The organism is Sphingomonas beigongshangi (assembly GCF_016820445.1).
Classification (GTDB): domain Bacteria; phylum Pseudomonadota; class Alphaproteobacteria; order Sphingomonadales; family Sphingomonadaceae; genus Sphingomonas; species Sphingomonas beigongshangi.
In genome coordinates, this window is sequence record NZ_JADHDT010000001.1 from 605031 (window position 1) to 621670 (window position 16640).

Here is a 16640-nt window from a genome sequence, read left to right on the forward strand (position 1 = left end):
AAGATGACCGTCACCATTGCCACTCTGGGCTTTCCGCGTATCGGCCCGCGGCGCGAATTGAAGACCGCGCTCGAATCCTTCTGGTCGGGCGAAACAGGGGCGATACAGCTGCAGGAGTCGACGGCGGCGTTGCGCGCCGCCAACTGGGCACGCCAGCACGCGCTCGGCACGGACTGGCTGCCCTCGGGCGACTTCTCGCTCTACGATCACGTGCTGGACACCAGCCTGATGCTCGGCGCGGTGCCGGCACGGTACGGCGCGGCCGACGGCACGGCGGATCTCGCGACCTATTTCGCGATGGCGCGCGGCGCGGCGGGCGGCTGCGGCCACGCCAGCGTCACCGCGGGCGAGATGACCAAATGGTTCGACACGAATTATCATTATATCGTCCCGGAGATCGAACCAGGCTGCAAGCTCAGCCTCGGCCGGCTGAAGGTACTCGACGATTACCGCGAGGCGAAGGCGCTGGGCTACCAGACGCGGCCCGTGCTGCTCGGCCCGGTCACCTGGCTCAGCCTCGCCAAGGGGCATGACGATCCCTTCGCGCTGCTCGACGAGGTGCTCGGCCTCTACGGCGTCATTCTGGGTCATCTCGCGCGGGCCGGCGCGGAATGGGTGCAGATCGACGAACCCATCCTCGTCACGGACCTGAGCGACGTACAGCGGCGCGCGCTGGTGCGTGCCTATGCGAGGCTCGGCCGCGTGGGGCCGAAGCTGATGCTGACCACCTATTTCGGCGGCTTGGGTGACAATCTGTCCTTCGCGGCCGCGCTTCCTGTCGCGGGCCTGCACGTCGACCTCGTCCGCGCGCCGGATCAGATCGATGCCCTGGTGAAGGTCGCGCCCGCACACCTGCTGCTGTCGCTCGGCGTCGTCGACGGCCGTAACGTGTGGCGGACCGACCTCGACGCTCTGCTTTTCCGGCTGGAGCCGGTCGCCGCGACGCGCGACCTGATCCTCGCACCCTCCTGCTCGCTGTTGCACGTACCCGTCGATCTGGCGCTCGAGACCCGGCTCGACGACGAGGTCCGCCAATGGCTCGCCTTCGCGGTCCAGAAGGTCGAGGAACTTGCGCTGCTCAAGCTCGCCCTGAACGGGGGGCGCGCCAGCGTTTCGGGCCCGCTCGCCGCCGCCACCCGCGCCGTCATCGCGCGCGGGACCAGCGCGCGCATCCACGACCAGGCGGTACAGGCGCGGCTCGCCGCAGTGTCCCCCGCGATGCGCGAGCGCGGCGCCAGTCATGCCGAACGCGAGGCCGCGCAGGCTGCCGTCCTCGGGCTGCCGCGCTACCCGACGACGACGATCGGCTCCTTCCCGCAAACGGCGGCCGTCCGGCACGCGCGGGCCGAGCACAATCGCGGCCGGCTGGACGATGCGACCTATGCGGCGTTCCTGCGGGACGAGACAGCCCGCGCTATCCGTTGGCAGGAGGAGGTCGGCCTCGACATGCTCGTTCACGGTGAATTCGAGCGCAACGACATGGTGCAGTATTTCGGCGAGCGGTTGTCGGGCTTCGCCTTCACGACCAATGGCTGGGTCCAGAGCTATGGCTCGCGCTGCGTACGGCCCCCGATCCTGTACGGCGATGTCGCGCGCCCGGAACCGATGACGGTCGCGTGGTGGCGCTATGCCCAGGGGCTGACCGACAGACCGGTCAAGGGCATGCTGACCGGTCCGGTCACCATTCTCAACTGGAGCTTCGTGCGCGACGATCAGCCGCGTGCGGCGTCATGCCGCCAGATCGCGCTGGCGATCCGCGACGAGGTCCGTGATCTGGAGGCGGCGGGGTGCAAGGCGATCCAGATCGACGAGGCGGCATTGCGCGAAGGGCTGCCGCTGCGCAGGTCCGACTGGCAGACCTATCTCGACTGGGCCGTCGACTGTTTCCGCCTGACCGCCGCGGGCGTCGGCCCCGCGACGCAGATCCACACGCACATGTGCTATTCGGAGTTCAACGAGATCCTGCCCGCTATCGGCGCGATGGACACCGACGTCATCTCGATCGAGACGGCGCGTTCGCAGATGGAGCTGCTCGAAGGTTTCGCGCGCTACCGCTACCCCAGCATGATCGGGCCCGGCGTCTATGACATCCATTCCGCCCGTGTCCCCGACGAGGCGGATATGGTCCGGCTGATCCGCCTGGCAGAGACGCATCTGCGGCCCGAGCAATTGTGGATCAACCCGGATTGCGGACTGAAGACGCGCCGCTGGGAGGAGGTTCGACCGGCGATCGAGGCGATGGTCGCCGCGGCGCGAACGCTGCGGTCGGAAGCGAGGGCGACGCCGCCGGCGTAATCGATAGCTTGCGCGGCAGCGGTGCCACCCTCACGCCGCACTTAGCGTATCCTGGATAGGCGGCCGGGTGGGGGTGGGAGGGCCGGTACCGCGCCGATCCAGCCGTGCCGGATCGCACACCGGGCCTACCGGGCCCGTTCCCGGCTCCACCGTCGCAGGAGCGCCGCCGTCGGCGCGCCTGTCGAACGGTGGATGCCGGAACGGACCCTGTCCGACGGACGCGACTAACCCTTCGCGGCCTTCCGCAAGGCCAGTCGCACCAACGCGTCCAGCGTCGCGCCCGTCCCCAATTCCTCTTCCGCAGCGCCGACAGCGCTCGCCGCCTCGGCGGAGCGGAACCCCAGGTTGAGCAGCGCCGACACCGCATCCGCACCCGCCCCGACCGGCGCGACCTGCGACACCGCCGCCGGCCCGAGCGTCGCGACCGCGCCGACCTTGTCCTTCAATTCCCGCACGATCCGCTCGGCGAGCTTCGGGCCGACGCCGTTCGCGCGGGCGACCATCGCCTTGTCCTGCGCCGCCACCGCCCGCGACAGTTCCGATGGCTCCAGCGCCGACAGGATCGCCAGCGCGACCCGCGCGCCCACGCCCTGCACCCCGGTCAGCAGGCGGAACCAGTCACGCTCCCCCGCCGTCGCGAACCCGACCAGGCGCAGGAAATCCTCGCCGACCAGCATCTCGGTGAACAGCGTCGCCGCCTCCCCGACAGGGCCGATCGCGGCGAGCGTGCGCGACGACGCCCCGACCAGATAGCCGACGCCGCCGACATCGATCACGGCATGGTCGATGCCCGTCGAATCGAGGCGGCCCTTCAGATGTGCGATCATGCCATGATCCTTGCCCGGCGCGCCATGCCGGCCGCGCTCGCCAGATGATGCGCGTGCGTGATCGCCACTGCCAGCGCATCCGCCGCGTCAGGCCCCGCCAGCTTGGCACCGGGCAGCAGCACCGCCATCATCGCCTGGATCTGCCGCTTCTCCGCGCCGCCGGTACCGACCACCGCCTTCTTGACGGTCGACGGATGATATTCCCCGACGATCAGCCCCGCCGTGGCGGCCGTCAGCAGCACGACGCCGCGCGCCTGCCCCAGCTTCAGCGTCGATTGCGCGTTGGTGTTGCCCAGCACTTCCTCCACCGCCGCGCTGTCGGGTCGCTCGGCGAGAATGACGTCGGTCAGCGCTGCGTTGAGATTGGCGAGCCGCCGCGGCAGCGCCATCGACGGATCGGTCTTGATCTGGCCGTTCGCGATATGGCGCAGGCGGTTGCCGTCGGCGTGGATGACGCCCCAACCGGTCGTCCCCAGCCCGGGGTCGAGACCCAGGATGATCACGGCCATGCCTTCCCGCCGACCGGACCCGACCGGAGGAAGCCGGTCAGGCAGGCGGCGTGTCCGCGGCGCTGCCCCCCCCTGACCGACCCGGCAAGCGGGGGGGCCATGATCAACCCAGCTTCTCCATCACCTCGTCGGACACTTCGTAATTGCCCCAGACGGTCTGCACGTCGTCGTCGTCGTCCAGCGCGTCGATCAGCTTGAACAGCGTCGCCGCATCGGCCTCCGTCACCGCGACCATCGTCTGCGGACGCCAGGCGAGCTTCGCGCCTTCCGCCTCGCCCAGCACCGGCTCCAGCGCCTTGGCAACCTCGTGCAGGTCGGCCTGCGCGGTCCAGATCTCGTGGCCGTCCTCGTTCGACGTCACATCCTCCGCACCCGCCTCCAGCGCCGCCTCGAACACCGTCTCGGCGTCGCCCGCGCTCGCGGGATAGGTGATCAGGCCCATGCGGTCGAAGCCGTGGCTGACTGATCCGCTCGCGCCCAGATTGCCGCCGTTCTTCGACACCGCGGTGCGGACGTTGGTCGCGGTACGGTTCCGGTTGTCGGTCAACGCCTCAATGATCAGCGACACGCCGCCGGGGCCGAAACCCTCGTAGCGGATTTCCTCGTAATTCTCCGCGTCACCCTTCGACGCCTTGTCGATCGAGCGCTGGATATTGTCCTTGGGCATCGACTGCGCCTTCGCCGCGGCGATCGCGGCGCGCAGGCGCGGGTTCATGTCGGGGTCGGGCAGCCCCATCTTCGCCGCGACGGTGATTTCGCGGCTGAGCTTGGAAAACATGCTCGAGCGCTTCTTATCCTGCGCGCCCTTGCGGTGCATGATGTTCTTGAACTTGGAATGGCCTGCCATGATCGCCTCTGACGGATAATCGTGTGCCTTTAGGACGCGGACCCCGTCTTCGCCAAGCGGTCGATTTTCTCCTCCAGCCCCGCCAGCCGATCGGCGACCAGCAAGTCGAGCTTCTCATGGAGGCGCAAGATCTCCAGTTCGGCGCGCAGGTTCGTCTCATAGTCCAGGCTGGCCGCCAGCCGGTCCTTCGCCGCCTGCCGGTTCTGGCTCATCATGATCACCGGGGCCTGGATCGCCGCCAGCGTCGACAGCATCAGGTTGAGGAAGATGTAGGGATAGGGATCGAAGACCAGCCCGAAATGCCCGAGCACGTCGGAATTGAGGACCATCCAGGCAAGCAGCACGAGCGCGAAGGCGATGATGAAGCCCCACGAACCGCCGACCGCGGCGACCTTGTCCGCCAGACGATCGCCGACGCTGGCGCGCGCGTCCGCCTCGTCCGCCGCGTCGCGGCTGACCAGGGTTCCCGCATCGATGCTGGCCAGCACGCGCCGTTCCTCGGGATCGAGCGCATGACTTGGCTTGCGCAGCAGGCGGAGAGCGATGTCGGCAAACGGCGGACGCTGGGCCATGGACGTGTTTCCGGAATAAAGGCCGTTCGACCTTGGCCGTGTTCCTGCGAATGCGGGAACCCAGAGCCAAACCCGTCATCGCACGCGGCTCTGGGCTCCTGTGTTCGCAGGCGCACGGGTGCAGATCGATCAAAACTCGCCCTAGCCGCCTGTGTCGCGCCGGCCAACCCGCCGCAAAGCGCTTGCCCCTCCCCCACGCATCGGCCAAACGATCCGCGATCATGACCGTCAGCGTAGACATGGGCAGCGACGAACGCGGCGCGCCCGTGACCATGGACCTCGAAGAACTGCTCGCCACCCGGTTGCTCGTCCAGGGCAATTCCGGGTCGGGCAAGTCGCACCTGCTGCGCAGGATGCTCGAGCGGTCGGCCGGTCAGGTGCAGCAGGTGGTGATCGACCCGGAGGGCGACTTCGTGACCCTGTCCGACGCCTATGGCCATGTCGTGGTCGAGGCGGCGGATTATTCGGAGCGCGAGATCGCGCGCATCGCCGGCAGGCTCCGCGAACATCGCGCGAGCGTCGTGCTCAGCCTGGAGGGACTGGAAGCGGAAGGGCAGATGCGCTGCGCCGCCGCCTTCCTGTCGGCGCTGTTCGACGCCCCGCGCGAACATTGGTATCCCGCGCTCGTCGTCGTCGACGAGGCACAGCTGTTCGCGCCGACGACGGGCGGCGAGGTCGCGGAAGAGGTGCGCCGCGCGTCGCTGTCGGCGATGACCAACCTGATGTGCCGCGGCCGCAAGCGCGGCCTCGCCGGCGTGATTGCGACGCAGCGGCTTGCGAAGCTCGCGAAGAACGTCGCCGCCGAGGCGTCGAACTTCCTGATGGGCCGTACCTTTCTCGACATCGACATGGCGCGGGCCGCCGACCTGCTCGGCATGGAGCGGCGTCAGGCCGAATCGATCCGCGATCTCGCGCGCGGCACCTTCCTCGCGCTGGGCCCGGCGGTGTCGCGCCGGCCGATCACCGTGAAAATCGGCGCCGTCGAAACCTCGGCGCGGTCGGGTAGCCCGAAGCTCACGCCGCTGCCGAGCGCGCCCGTCGAGAATCTGCAGGAACTGATCTTCGCCCCCCCGCCGGAAGCCGCGCCGCAGCTGCCGATGACGTTCGACCCGCGCCCGCGCCGCGTGCCCGCGGACGAGTTGCTCGACACGATCGAGCGGCCCGCGCCGGCGCAGCCCAGCCTGGCCCCCGTTCCCGACAAATCGGACGAAGAGGTCGACGCCATCTACGCCGACGTCCTGCGCGCGATCGTGGCGGACGGCGACGCGGCGATGCGGCCGCCGTCGGTCCTGTTCCAGGATTTCCAGGTCCGCTGTCGCATGGCAGGGCTTGCCCGGCCCGCGCTCGACCTCGCCGGCTTCACCCGGCGGCTGTCGGCGGCGCGCGCCGGCATCTTCGACATCGGCGATCCCGAATGGGCGGAGGCGATGACGCTGGCCGATACGCTGCCCGAAGACATGATCGGCCCCTTCCTGCTCGTCGCACGCGCCGCGCGCGAGGGCGCACCCTGTCCGTCCGACACGGCGTTGGCGGAAACGTACGGCACCAGTTCGCTCGGCCGCGTCCGCCGCCTCGTCGGCTATATCGAGAGCCGCGAGCTCTTCGTGCTGCGCACCGACCTGTCGGGGAAGCGCTCGATCACGATCCCGCGCCTCGGCTGGACCACCGCGGCGAGCGAGGCGGCCTGAACCGCCGGCGGCATCATCTGGCGGCGGGCATGCCGGTATATTGCGCCGATACCAGCTGCCAGCCGCTCCGGCCCCTTGCCGCGACATAGCGGACGCGGATCGATCGCGTGATCGTGGTGCCGTCGGGCTTCGGCACGGCGAAGGACAAACGCTCCGTGACGATGCCCCATGTGCCGTGCAGCGCGACATTGCGTTCGCTGCCGGTCATCGCCGGTACGGGGGTGCGCTTGTCGGGGCGATAGAAGCTCAGGACTTCGGCCCGGCTGTCGACATCCCCGACCGGAGAAATCTCCTGATAGTCCGGGGCCAGCGTCGCTGCCAGATCCGTGTCGGCGAAGGCGGCGCGGGCGGCGTTGAACCGGTCGACCAGCTGCGCGACGGTCACACCGTCGGTCGTAGCGCCAGCGGTCGCGAGCAGGGTGAACGCGAGCAAGATAGGCATGAAGACGACGTCCTCCACAGGGTGTACGGCACGCCTAACACACCGATGGCAATCGTCAAACGGTTCGATCGTCCACCGAGGCCGCGGACCGTGGCCGCGACCCTCGCACGATCCGCGGGCGACGACCGGAACGGCCGCCGCCCATGCCGTCAGATCATGCCGAGCGCCTGCATGTAGACCTCAAGGATCGCTTCCTCCTCTTGATACTCTTCCTTCTTTTTCTTGCGGATCGACAGGATCTTGCGAATGGCCTTGGGGTCGTAGCCGCGGCCCTTGGCCTCTGCCATCACGTCCTTGATGTCGTCGGCGATGCCCTTCTTCTCTTCCTCGAGCCGCTCCGCACGTTCGATCAGCAGGCGCAGCTCATCCGCCGCGACGTGCCCGCCACCCATGCCTTCGCCACGATCTTCCGCCATATGTCCCACCCGCCGCGCACGCCGCGCGGCCCTTTCCTTGTCCGATTCGATGATGTCGCCGGTTCGCCGGCAGGCGTGCGCGTCTAGGCGTTTACCAAGAGGGGCTCAAGCCTTGTCGGCGCGCTACCCCGATCAGGCTGACGGGTTCCTGGCGACGCTGTTCTTCATGCGTTCGAGTTGCTCCGGCGTCGCCTCCGTCTGGTAGCGCGCCTTCCATTCGGCCTGCGGCATGCCGTAGATCGTCTCCCGCGCCACGTCCTTCGGCAGGCCGCCCGCTTCCTCGATCCAGTCCGACAGGCAGTTGCGGCAGAAGCCGGCGAGACCCATCAGGTCGATATTCTGTGCGTCGGTCCGGTGCCGAAGATGACGGACGAGGCGGCGGAATGCGGCCGCCGCGACGGCATCGTCCAGCGAATCGATAGGATCGTTCATGCGCGAGCCAGGCCTTCCAATGGTTGATCCCGACCAGATAGGGACTAGAGGGGACGGCGGCCAATCCCCAGGAGCCCATTCATGACCACTGCCATCGCGCCCCGATCCCGGAAAGTGCGCGTGCTCGCGACCCTCGGGCCAGCAAGCAACAGCCCCGAGATGATCGCCAATCTGTTCCAGGCGGGCGCCGACGCCTTCCGCATCAACATGAGCCATGGCGACCAGGCATCGAAGGTGCCCGTGATCCAGGCGATCCGCGACCTGGAACGCGAGTTCCGTCGCCCCACCACCATCCTGGCCGATCTTCAGGGTCCCAAGCTGCGTGTCGGCAAGTTCGATGGTGGCAAGGTCGTTCTGGAACACGGCAGCACGTTCGTGCTCGATCGCGATCCGACGCCCGGAGACGCGACACGCGTCGAGCTGCCGCATCGCGAGATCTTCGAGGCGATCGAGCCGGGCGCGCGGCTGTTGCTCGACGACGGCAAGCTCGTGCTGCGCGTCAGCGAGCATGATGCCGATCGCATCGTCACCACCGTCGAGGTCGGCGGCCCGCTGTCGAACAACAAGGGGCTGAACGTCCCGGACGTGGTGCTGCCGATGGCGGCCCTGACCGAGAAGGACCGCAGCGACCTGGCCTTTGCGGTCGAGCAGGGCGTCGACTGGATCGCCCTCTCCTTCGTGCAGCGGCCGGAGGACCTCGCCGAGGCGCGCAAGCTGATCGAGGGCAAGGCCGCCCTCCTTGCCAAGATCGAGAAGCCGGCGGCGATCGATCGGCTCGAAGAGATCGTCGAGATGTGCGACGGCGTCATGGTCGCGCGCGGTGACCTGGGCGTGGAACTGCCGCCGCAGACGGTGCCACCGCTGCAGAAGCGGATCGTCGAAACCGCGCGCCGCCTTGGCCGCCCCGTCGTCGTCGCGACGCAGATGCTCGAATCGATGATCACCAGCCCCTCGCCGACGCGCGCCGAAGTGTCCGACGTCGCCACCGCGATCTACGACGGCGCCGACGCGATCATGCTGTCGGCGGAGAGCGCGGCGGGTGCCTGGCCGGTCGAATCGGTCGCAATGATGAATGCGATCGGCATCTCGGTGGAAAGCGATCCCGGCCATGGCGACCGCATCCACTTCACCGTGACGCGCCCCGACCCGACGACCGCCGACGCCCTGGCGGAAGCCGCCAAGTCGATCGCGCGCACCACGTCTGCGACCGCGATCATCTGCTTCACCACGTCGGGCTCGACCGCGCGCCGCATCGCGCGCGAACGGCCGCCGGTGCCGATCCTGACGCTCACGCCGAACAAGGATACGGCGCGTCGCCTCGGCCTGCTGTGGGGCACGCACGCGGTCCATACCCGCGACGTCGAATCTTTCGAGGACATGGTCGGCAAGTCGAAGCGCATGGCGCTGCGCACGGGCATCGCCAAGGCGGGCGATCGGGTCATCGTGATGGCCGGCGTCCCCTTCCGCACACCGGGGTCGACCAACGTCATCCACGTCGTGCGCATCATCGGCGACGAGCTGAAGGACTATAGCTGACCGACGGCCCCCTCCCGCTTGCAACGGGAGGGGCCGTTCATGACGGCGATTTCACTGGCCCCGCCGCGCCCGCCGGCGCATCGGGCCGCGCCATGGAATTCGAAGTCAGTGCCGAGGCGAAGGACAAGCGCCTCAACCGCCGGGTCGCGATCACCGTTCTTGCCCTCTCGGTCGTCATGGGCCTTGGCACCATCAAGGACGGGAACATCGTCCAGGCGATGGAGCGCACGGAATCGCGCTCGGTCGATCTGTGGAACGAATATCAGGCGACGCGCACGAAGCTGCGCATGACGGAGATCGCGCAGATCCAACTGACCGCGGCGCATGCGGCGCCGTCGGCGAAGCTCGCCGCCGATGCGGCTCGCTATCGTGCCGAGGCGCCCGCTCTTGCCCGAGACGCCCGGACCGCCGGCGCGCTCTACGACGCGCTGAACATCCATGACGACCAGTTCGACGCGAGCGAGGCGCTGATCGCCACCGCCATCTCGACCGCCGCGGTCGCCGCCCTGGTCGAAAGCTCATGGTTGCTCGCCGTCGCCTGGGTGTTCGGCGGCTTCGGCCTGTTCCTGTCGCTGTGCGGCTTCCTGGGCTGGAGCTTCCACCCCGATGTGCTCAGCACGGTCCTGGGCTGATGCCCTGGATCTTCAGAGCAACCCCAGCCGGGTGAGCTCCTGCCGCAGCTTCGGCTCGCCGGTGAAGTGCAGGCCGATCAGCCCGACGCCGTTCGCACCCGCAATATTGGCGACATTGTCGTCGATGAACACCGTGTCCTCCGCCGCCAACCCGAACCGGTCGAGGGCAAGGCGGTAGATGGCGGGATCGGGCTTCACCATCTTCTCGTCGCCCGACACGACGACGTCGCGGAACCGGTCGAACATCGCCGCCTCACGCGCCCGGAACGGCGGCCAGAATTCGTGGCTGAAATTGGTGATCGCGAACAGCGGTACGCCGCGGTCATGCAGCTCGTCGACCAGCGCGTGCATGCCCGGCATCGGATCGCCGATGCTTTCCAGGAAACGCGGTCCCCAGGCATGGATCAGGTCGGCATGGTCCGGATACAGTGCCACGAGCTCCGCCGACGTATCGGCGAAGTCACGTCCGGCGTCATGCTGGAAGTGCCAGTCGTGCGTGACGACGTCACGCAGAAACGCATCGAGCGCCCGATCGTCGTCGATCAGGCGCCGATACAGGAACCGGGGGTCCCAGTCGTACAAGACCCGGCCGACGTCGAAGATGACGGCGGTCGGCAGGCCCATGGCTGCTTAGCCCTGGCGCGCCTTGAACCGGCGGTTGGTCTTGTTGATGACGTAGGTGCGGCCGCGGCGGCGGATCACGCGGTTGTCCCGGTGGCGGTCCTTGAGCGACTTCAGGCTGTTGCGGATCTTCATGATCGATTCGCTTCTTTTCGAACTAAGAGGTGTCTGAGAAAGCGCGAGCGCCTAGGCAGAAGCGCTGCAATAGTCAAGCAACGCGGGGATGGTTAGAGCGTTTCCGATGCGTAACTTTACCGGGATTCGCCGCATGACCCTTCGCCCTTTCCTCGCCCTCGGCCTCGCGGGTGTCACGCTTGCCGGTTGCGCGACAGGCCCGTCGCTCCCGCCGACGCAGGTCATCCGCTACCACCTCGACCAGCCGATCGCGCGCGGCACGATCTCCGTCCAGCCGCTCGACGCGGGCACGCCGAGCATAGAATTCAAGACCTACGCCGCCGCCGTCGAAGGCGAGTTGCTCAAGCTAGGCTATACGCTTCCCGCCGCCGGCGCGCGCCCGGATTATGTCGCCACCGTCAACTTCACGCGAACCACGCGCGAAGGGCCGCCCCGCCAGCCGCCGGTCAGCGTCGGCCTGGGCGGCGGCGGCTTCAGCGGCGGTGGCTGGCATGGCGGCGGTGTCGGGCTTGGCGGCGGCATCAGCTTCCCGATCGGCAAGCGACGCCCGACCGAGCTGCTCGCGGCGCAATTGTCCGTCACGATCAAGAACGGCCGCGACCAGTCGCCCGTCTGGGAAGGGCAGGCACAGGGGATCAGCGACCTCAGAAGCGCCGACGAGCAGGCCCCGCGCCTCGCCCGTGCGCTGTTCACGGGGTTCCCCGGTCAGTCCGGTCGCACTATCGAGGTGAAATGACTATCGCGATCAACGCTGCCTTCGACGGTGGCAACATCAAGCTCGTCGCCATCGAAGGCGACCGTGTGGATCTGGAAATTCTGAAGGATCACCAGTCGGATTTCTTCCAGTGGTTCTCCTTCCGCATCGCCGGGGCGCGGGGCCGGCGGTTGACCTTTCGCATCCTCAACGCGGGCCAGTCGGCCTATCCGTTCGGCTGGCCGGGCTACAAGGCCCGCGCCAGCGCGGATCGCGTCTCCTGGCGCATGATCGACACACGGTACGAGGGCGGCGTCCTGTCGTTCGACTATGACGTCGCGACGGAACTCGCCTGGTTCGCCTATTTTGCGCCCTATACGATGGAGATGCACGTGGCGTTGGTCGCGCGCATCGCGGGCAGGCCTGGCGTTACCCATCGCGAGCTCGGCACCTCGCTCGACGGTCAGGCCATCGATTATTTCCGCATCGGCTCGGGGTCGAAGCCCGTGTGGCTCTACGCCCGCCAGCATCCCGGCGAATCGATGGCGGAATGGTGGATGGAGGGCGCGCTCGAATGGTTGACCAGCGCGGCCGCCGCGCCGCTGCTGGCGAAGGCGACCGTCCATGTCGTGCCGAACATGAATCCGGACGGCACGCGCCGCGGCCACCTGCGCACCAATGCCGCAGGCGTGAACCTCAATCGCGAATGGCACGCGCCCAGCGCGGAGCGTAGCCCGGAAGTGCTGTGCGTGCGCGATGCGATGGACGAGACCGGCGTCGTCTTCGCCATCGACGTGCATGGCGACGAGGCGATCCCGGCGAACTTCATCGCGGGCTATGAAGGCATTCCGAACTGGACCGAGGATCACGGCGCCAAATTCTACGAATTCGGCCGCCGCCTCGCCGCACACACGCCCGATTTCCAGGTCGAAAAAGGCTATGAGAAAGCGAGCGCGGGGAATGCCAACCTCTCCATGTCGACCAATCAGCTCGCCCAGCGCTTCGGCGCGGTCTCGGTGACGCTGGAGATGCCGTTCAAGGACCATGACCCCAATCCGGATCCCGAATTCGGCTGGTCGCCCGAACGGTCGAAAGCGCTTGGAGTCTCCTGCCTGGAGGTGCTGGCCGGGATGATCGACGACCTGTGATGCAGGTCCGGGCGGGCGACTTCGGCGATCCGCAGCTCCTGGCGCTGCTCCGCCTCCATGCGGCGGGCATGGAGGCCCATTCGCCGCCCGGCCATTGCCATTACCTCGACCTGTCGGGGTTGCAGCGACCCGACGTGCGTCTCTGGACGATCTGGGAGCACGACATGCTGCTCGGCTGCGGCGCGATCAGGACGCTGGCGCCCGGCCATGGCGAGATCAAATCGATGCGCACCGCCCCGACCGCGCTACGTCGCGGCGTGGCGCGCGCGCTGCTCCGCCATCTCGTCGCGGTGGCGCGCGCCGATGGCATGACGCGGCTCAGCCTGGAAACGGGAACCGGCGCCGCCTTCGCGCCGGCGATCGCGCTTTACGCGGCGCACGGCTTTGTTGGCGCCGGCCCGTTCGCCGACTATGAGGCGACCCCGTTCAACCAGTTCATGACCCTCGACCTGTCGGAGCCCGTATGCCCACCCTCGTCCTGATCCGCCACGGCCAGTCCGCCTGGAACCTCGAGAACCGCTTCACCGGCTGGTGGGACGTCGACGTGACCGAAAAGGGCGCCGCGGAGGCGCGCGCGGCTGGCGAACTGATGGCGGCGAAGGGCCTCGACTTCGACATGACCTTCACCTCGCTGCAGACGCGCGCGATCAAGACGCTGAACCTCGCGCTGGAGGCGATGGGCCGACTGTGGCTGCCGACGGAGAAGGACTGGCGCCTGAACGAGCGGCATTACGGCGGCCTGACCGGGCTCGACAAGGCGGAGACCGCCGCCAGGCACGGCGACGAGCAGGTGCACATCTGGCGCCGCAGCTTCGACGTGCCCCCCCCGCCGATGGAGCCGGGCAGCGCCTACGATCTGTCGCAGGATCGCCGTTATGCCGGCATCGCCGTTCCGCAGACGGAGAGCCTGAAGGACACGATCGCCCGCGTCCTGCCCTATTGGGAGGAGCGGATCGCCCCCGCGCTGAAGGACGACCAGCGCGTCCTGATCTCCGCCCACGGCAATTCGCTGCGAGCGCTGGTCAAGCATCTGTCGGGCATCTCGGACGAAGAGATCACCGGTCTGGAGATCCCGACCGGCCAGCCGATCGTCTACGAACTGGACGCGACGCTCAACGCGACCGACCGCTACTATCTCAGCGAGCGCTGAGTGGCCCGATCGAGCGCGCGGCCATAGCCATGGCTGCGCGCTGATCCTCGCCCAACTGGTTATCCCCCCGAAAGTCGAAGTCCACGGGGGCGATCGGCCTCGATTGCGCGACGTCGATGACGCGCGTCCCTAGCGCTCGGCTTCCATCGGGACGACGCATGACGCAGCTGCGCGCCCGTTACCGTCGGCATCACGTGAGACGGCCCCCTCGCCTGCTCGACCCTGACCGTTGCCCTGCCCCGTACCTTTGGCTAGGCAGCGTCTCCCTCGCGAGGAGCAACGCGTGACAGAGCCTCTGGTCGGCATCATCATGGGATCAACGTCCGACTGGGAGACGATGCGTCATGCCGCCGCCGTGCTCGCCGAGCTCGAAGTCGCGCACGAGACCAAGGTCGTTTCCGCGCATCGTACGCCGGACCGGCTCTATGATTATGCCAAGGGCGCCGCGGATCGCGGGCTGAAGGTGGTGATCGCGGGTGCCGGCGGCGCGGCGCACCTGCCTGGCATGGCCGCCGCGATGACCCACCTGCCGGTGCTCGGTGTTCCGGTCGAAAGCAAGGCGCTGAAGGGACAGGACAGCCTTTTGTCGATCGTCCAGATGCCGGGCGGCATTCCGGTGGGGACGCTGGCGATCGGCAAGGCCGGCGCGATCAACGCCGGCCTGCTCGCCGCCGCGATCCTTGCAACAGGCGACGAGTCGCTTTCGCAGCGGCTGCAGGACTGGCGCCGCCGCCAGACCGAAAGCGTGGCGGTCGACCCCGCATGAGGCTCGATCCCGGCGCGACGATCGGTATCCTCGGCGGCGGCCAGCTCGGCCGCATGCTCGCCGTGGCCGCGGCCCAGCTCGGCTATCGCACGCATGTTCTCGCGCCCGATCGCGAAAGCGTCGCGGCGCAGACGGCGTCCAGCCTGACCCGCGCCGATTACCACAATCGCATCGTCCTGGCCGATTTCGCCGCCGCCTGCGATGTCGTGACCTACGAGTTCGAGAACATCGACGTCACGCCCGTCGAGTGGCTGGCGCAGCGCGTGCCTGTCCATCCCTCCCCCGCCGCGCTGCGCGTCGCGCAGGACCGGATCGCGGAAAAGAAGTTCGTCGAAACGGTCGGAGGTCGCCCGGCGCCCTGGGCAGCGGTGGACAGCGCCGCGGACCTGGACGCGGCGATCGCGCGGATCGGCTGCCCCGCGATCCTGAAGACCACGCGGTTCGGCTATGACGGCAAGGGGCAGGCGGTGATCGCCACGCCCGGGGAGGCAGCCCAGGCGTGGGAGACGATCGGCGGCCCGGCGGTGCTCGAAGGTTTCATCCGCTTCGACCATGAGTTCTCGATCCTGATCGCGCGCGGGCACAACGGTGTAAGCGTGCGGTACGACCCGCCGCACAACGTCCATCGCGATGCGATCCTGCGCACCTCCACCGTCCCAGCGCCCGCGGAAATCGTAGAACAGGCCGAGGAAGCGACGGCGCTCGCCTGCCGCATCGCCGATGCGCTCGGCTATGTCGGCGTGCTCGCCTGCGAGTTCTTCGCCACCGTAGACGGCCCGGTGTTCAACGAAATGGCGCCGCGGGTCCATAATTCGGGCCATTGGACGATCGAGGGGGCCGAAACCTCTCAGTTCGAGAACCATGTTCGCGCGATTTGCGGCCTGCCGCTGGGGGCGACGACACCAACGGGTCGGGTCGAGATGCGCAACCTGATCGGCGACGATCCCTGGGCGGATGCACTGACCGAGCCCGGCGCGCACCTGCATCTCTACGGCAAGGGAGAGGCACGGCCGGGGCGCAAGATGGGGCACGTGACCCGCGTCACACGGTGATCGCCTCGACCGAAGCCGACCTGGCCCCTCGCTGTATCGCGGCGGCGACAGGCCGAGCCGACGCCGTCGTGCTATCTGGCCGCATCGCCTTATCGATCGGACGGCAATGGGCCTTGCTCAATGCCGCAGCGGTGGCGTGACAGGCACGGTAAATTCGACGGGGACGATCACCGGCATGTCCAACGGCGCGTCATTCCGTCGCACCGGCCGGATACGAAACGACCTCCAAAGGGTCAGCGCAGATTTCCCGAAGCCCAAGCCCTTCGGCGTCTCGCTCAGCAGCCAGCAACGCCTCGGTGTCCCAGGCCGGGGAACGTAACAGCCCAGTTCGACGTGTCCGCCCACGCGGTTTTTCATGGCCACGCGCGGCCAGGCAGCCGCCATCACGTCGGCGGACGGTATGCGGATCCATTCCGCCCTGGCATAGCGCACACCGCCCTCGCCGGCGCCGACCCCGTCACCTTTGCCGGTGCCCGATCCCCGGCCGGTACCGCCGTTCCCCGTCGCTGCCCCGGTAAGCTGCGTTCCCGTGCCATCCGTGGCGAATGGCGAGGTATCGGACATCATGGACGGCGGTGGCGGCGCCTCGGGTCGCGGCGTCGCATCGACGCGCTCGGGCGGCGGCGCAGGTGACGGCGGGGGCGATCCGCCCGCAGGCGTCTTCATCGGCGGCCGTGGCGGCGGTGGCTTGCGCACCTCACTGGGGGGCGGCGGCGGCGGCGGCGGCGGCGGCGGCGGCGGCGGCGGCACATCGAACACCGCCAGTGCCGCCACGTCGGGACGGACCGGCGCCGTCTCACGCGTGGCGAGCAGCATGGCGAACAGCGCGGCATGCACCCCGATCGTCAGCACCAGCGCGCGTCGATCGGGGGCATGCC

20 protein-coding genes are annotated in these 16640 nt (G+C 68.3%); 10 read left to right on the top strand and 10 right to left on the bottom strand.

Translation table 11 applies throughout. The features are described from left to right. The first annotated feature begins 3 nt into the window (after nt 1-3). Complete coding sequence (gene metE / locus IQ292_RS02685; RefSeq protein ID WP_203308746.1) at nt 4-2295, top strand: 5-methyltetrahydropteroyltriglutamate--homocysteine S-methyltransferase; 2292 nt, start codon at nt 4-6, stop codon at nt 2293-2295. A 224-nt stretch (nt 2296-2519) separates the two neighbouring features. On the opposite strand, the gene ruvA is transcribed toward metE, so the two are convergent. From ruvA to IQ292_RS02705, 4 genes are all read right to left on the bottom strand, one after another. Beyond that, complete coding sequence (gene ruvA / locus IQ292_RS02690; RefSeq protein ID WP_203308747.1) at nt 2520-3122, bottom strand: Holliday junction branch migration protein RuvA; 603 nt, start codon at nt 3120-3122, stop codon at nt 2520-2522. Further along, entirely contained in the window at nt 3119-3625 is a 507-nt protein-coding gene (gene ruvC, locus IQ292_RS02695) for a crossover junction endodeoxyribonuclease RuvC (RefSeq protein ID WP_203308874.1), read from the bottom strand. The genes ruvA and ruvC overlap by 4 nt, the downstream gene beginning before the upstream one ends. A gap of 109 nt (nt 3626-3734) precedes the next feature. After that, nucleotides 3735-4478, bottom strand: coding sequence for a YebC/PmpR family DNA-binding transcriptional regulator (locus IQ292_RS02700; protein ID WP_203308748.1), 744 nt, complete (start codon nt 4476-4478; stop codon nt 3735-3737). 29 nt (nt 4479-4507) lie between these two features. Continuing rightward, nucleotides 4508-5050, bottom strand: coding sequence for a DUF1003 domain-containing protein (locus tag IQ292_RS02705; RefSeq protein WP_203308749.1), 543 nt, complete (start codon nt 5048-5050; stop codon nt 4508-4510). 221 nt (nt 5051-5271) lie between these two features. On the opposite strand from IQ292_RS02705, the gene IQ292_RS02710 reads away from it, so the two are divergent. After that, nucleotides 5272-6738 carry an ATP-binding protein gene (locus tag IQ292_RS02710; RefSeq protein WP_203308750.1) on the top strand — a complete coding sequence of 489 codons (1467 nt, stop codon included), beginning with the start codon at nt 5272-5274 and terminating at the stop codon, nt 6736-6738. Between the two features lie 13 nt (nt 6739-6751). Here IQ292_RS02710 and IQ292_RS02715 read toward each other — a convergent pair whose 3' ends face one another. The 3 genes from IQ292_RS02715 to IQ292_RS02725 form a co-directional block, all read right to left on the bottom strand. Beyond that, entirely contained in the window at nt 6752-7180 is a 429-nt protein-coding gene (locus IQ292_RS02715; protein WP_203308751.1) for a DUF4440 domain-containing protein, read from the bottom strand. Nucleotides 7181-7329: 149 nt separating this feature from the next. Then, the gene (locus tag IQ292_RS02720) at nt 7330-7596 is read right to left on the bottom strand and encodes a DUF2312 domain-containing protein (RefSeq protein WP_374758625.1); all 267 of its coding nucleotides are present in this window, start codon (nt 7594-7596) and stop codon (nt 7330-7332) included. Nucleotides 7597-7728: 132 nt separating this feature from the next. Next, nucleotides 7729-8028 carry a DUF1244 domain-containing protein gene (locus tag IQ292_RS02725; protein WP_203308752.1) on the bottom strand — a complete coding sequence of 100 codons (300 nt, stop codon included), beginning with the start codon at nt 8026-8028 and terminating at the stop codon, nt 7729-7731. Nucleotides 8029-8109: 81 nt separating this feature from the next. Between IQ292_RS02725 and pyk the strand changes: the two genes are divergently transcribed. Beyond that, complete coding sequence (pyk, locus tag IQ292_RS02730; protein WP_203308753.1) at nt 8110-9564, top strand: pyruvate kinase; 1455 nt, start codon at nt 8110-8112, stop codon at nt 9562-9564. 92 nt (nt 9565-9656) lie between these two features. Further along, nucleotides 9657-10196 carry a DUF4337 domain-containing protein gene (locus IQ292_RS02735; RefSeq protein WP_203308754.1) on the top strand — a complete coding sequence of 180 codons (540 nt, stop codon included), beginning with the start codon at nt 9657-9659 and terminating at the stop codon, nt 10194-10196. Between the two features lie 12 nt (nt 10197-10208). Here the strand turns inward: IQ292_RS02735 and IQ292_RS02740 are convergent, their stop codons facing one another. Beyond that, the gene (locus tag IQ292_RS02740) at nt 10209-10820 is read right to left on the bottom strand and encodes an HAD family hydrolase (RefSeq protein WP_203308755.1); all 612 of its coding nucleotides are present in this window, start codon (nt 10818-10820) and stop codon (nt 10209-10211) included. Nucleotides 10821-10826: 6 nt separating this feature from the next. Next, nucleotides 10827-10952, bottom strand: coding sequence for a type B 50S ribosomal protein L36 (ykgO, locus tag IQ292_RS02745; protein ID WP_003046794.1), 126 nt, complete (start codon nt 10950-10952; stop codon nt 10827-10829). Nucleotides 10953-11085: 133 nt separating this feature from the next. Here ykgO and IQ292_RS02750 point away from each other — a divergent pair, with 133 nt between their 5' ends. The 6 genes from IQ292_RS02750 to IQ292_RS02775 all read left to right on the top strand — a co-directional run bounded on the left by IQ292_RS02750 (nt 11086) and on the right by IQ292_RS02775 (nt 15762). Next, entirely contained in the window at nt 11086-11688 is a 603-nt protein-coding gene (locus tag IQ292_RS02750; protein WP_203308756.1) for a DUF4136 domain-containing protein, read from the top strand. Next, nucleotides 11685-12794, top strand: coding sequence for a M14 family metallopeptidase (locus IQ292_RS02755; RefSeq protein WP_203308757.1), 1110 nt, complete (start codon nt 11685-11687; stop codon nt 12792-12794). Before IQ292_RS02750 ends, IQ292_RS02755 begins: the two co-directional genes overlap by 4 nt. Then, the gene (locus IQ292_RS02760) at nt 12794-13276 is read left to right on the top strand and encodes a GNAT family N-acetyltransferase (RefSeq protein WP_203308875.1); all 483 of its coding nucleotides are present in this window, start codon (nt 12794-12796) and stop codon (nt 13274-13276) included. Before IQ292_RS02755 ends, IQ292_RS02760 begins: the two co-directional genes overlap by 1 nt. Further along, complete coding sequence (gpmA, locus tag IQ292_RS02765; RefSeq protein WP_203308758.1) at nt 13258-13944, top strand: 2,3-diphosphoglycerate-dependent phosphoglycerate mutase; 687 nt, start codon at nt 13258-13260, stop codon at nt 13942-13944. The genes IQ292_RS02760 and gpmA overlap by 19 nt, the downstream gene beginning before the upstream one ends. Before the next feature lie 310 nt (nt 13945-14254). Further along, nucleotides 14255-14710, top strand: a complete 456-nt coding sequence (gene purE, locus IQ292_RS02770) for a 5-(carboxyamino)imidazole ribonucleotide mutase (RefSeq protein ID WP_203308876.1) — start codon at nt 14255-14257, stop codon at nt 14708-14710. Then, nucleotides 14707-15762 carry a 5-(carboxyamino)imidazole ribonucleotide synthase gene (locus IQ292_RS02775; protein ID WP_203308759.1) on the top strand — a complete coding sequence of 352 codons (1056 nt, stop codon included), beginning with the start codon at nt 14707-14709 and terminating at the stop codon, nt 15760-15762. The genes purE and IQ292_RS02775 overlap by 4 nt, the downstream gene beginning before the upstream one ends. Before the next feature lie 117 nt (nt 15763-15879). On the opposite strand, the gene IQ292_RS02780 is transcribed toward IQ292_RS02775, so the two are convergent. Continuing rightward, on the bottom strand, nt 15880-16614 hold the full coding sequence (locus IQ292_RS02780) for an energy transducer TonB (protein WP_203308760.1): 735 nt from the start codon (nt 16612-16614) through the stop codon (nt 15880-15882). Nucleotides 16615-16640 lie beyond the last annotated feature (26 nt).

What these genes read in the sequence shown, in the direction of transcription:
- metE (WP_203308746.1), top strand. Translation starts at nt 4, where the DNA reads ATGACCGTCACCATTGCCACTCTGGGCTTTCCGCGTATCGGCCCGCGG.
- ruvA (WP_203308747.1), bottom strand. Translation starts at nt 3,122, where the DNA reads ATGATCGCACATCTGAAGGGCCGCCTCGATTCGACGGGCATCGACCAT.
- IQ292_RS02700 (WP_203308748.1), bottom strand. Translation starts at nt 4,478, where the DNA reads ATGGCAGGCCATTCCAAGTTCAAGAACATCATGCACCGCAAGGGCGCG.
- IQ292_RS02705 (WP_203308749.1), bottom strand. Translation starts at nt 5,050, where the DNA reads ATGGCCCAGCGTCCGCCGTTTGCCGACATCGCTCTCCGCCTGCTGCGC.
- IQ292_RS02710 (WP_203308750.1), top strand. Translation starts at nt 5,272, where the DNA reads ATGACCGTCAGCGTAGACATGGGCAGCGACGAACGCGGCGCGCCCGTG.
- IQ292_RS02715 (WP_203308751.1), bottom strand. Translation starts at nt 7,180, where the DNA reads ATGCCTATCTTGCTCGCGTTCACCCTGCTCGCGACCGCTGGCGCTACG.
- IQ292_RS02720 (WP_374758625.1), bottom strand. Translation starts at nt 7,596, where the DNA reads ATGGCGGAAGATCGTGGCGAAGGCATGGGTGGCGGGCACGTCGCGGCG.
- IQ292_RS02725 (WP_203308752.1), bottom strand. Translation starts at nt 8,028, where the DNA reads ATGAACGATCCTATCGATTCGCTGGACGATGCCGTCGCGGCGGCCGCA.
- pyk (WP_203308753.1), top strand. Translation starts at nt 8,110, where the DNA reads ATGACCACTGCCATCGCGCCCCGATCCCGGAAAGTGCGCGTGCTCGCG.
- IQ292_RS02735 (WP_203308754.1), top strand. Translation starts at nt 9,657, where the DNA reads ATGGAATTCGAAGTCAGTGCCGAGGCGAAGGACAAGCGCCTCAACCGC.
- IQ292_RS02740 (WP_203308755.1), bottom strand. Translation starts at nt 10,820, where the DNA reads ATGGGCCTGCCGACCGCCGTCATCTTCGACGTCGGCCGGGTCTTGTAC.
- ykgO (WP_003046794.1), bottom strand. Translation starts at nt 10,952, where the DNA reads ATGAAGATCCGCAACAGCCTGAAGTCGCTCAAGGACCGCCACCGGGAC.
- IQ292_RS02750 (WP_203308756.1), top strand. Translation starts at nt 11,086, where the DNA reads ATGACCCTTCGCCCTTTCCTCGCCCTCGGCCTCGCGGGTGTCACGCTT.
- IQ292_RS02755 (WP_203308757.1), top strand. Translation starts at nt 11,685, where the DNA reads ATGACTATCGCGATCAACGCTGCCTTCGACGGTGGCAACATCAAGCTC.
- IQ292_RS02760 (WP_203308875.1), top strand. Translation starts at nt 12,794, where the DNA reads ATGCAGGTCCGGGCGGGCGACTTCGGCGATCCGCAGCTCCTGGCGCTG.
- gpmA (WP_203308758.1), top strand. Translation starts at nt 13,258, where the DNA reads ATGCCCACCCTCGTCCTGATCCGCCACGGCCAGTCCGCCTGGAACCTC.
- purE (WP_203308876.1), top strand. Translation starts at nt 14,255, where the DNA reads ATGGGATCAACGTCCGACTGGGAGACGATGCGTCATGCCGCCGCCGTG.
- IQ292_RS02775 (WP_203308759.1), top strand. Translation starts at nt 14,707, where the DNA reads ATGAGGCTCGATCCCGGCGCGACGATCGGTATCCTCGGCGGCGGCCAG.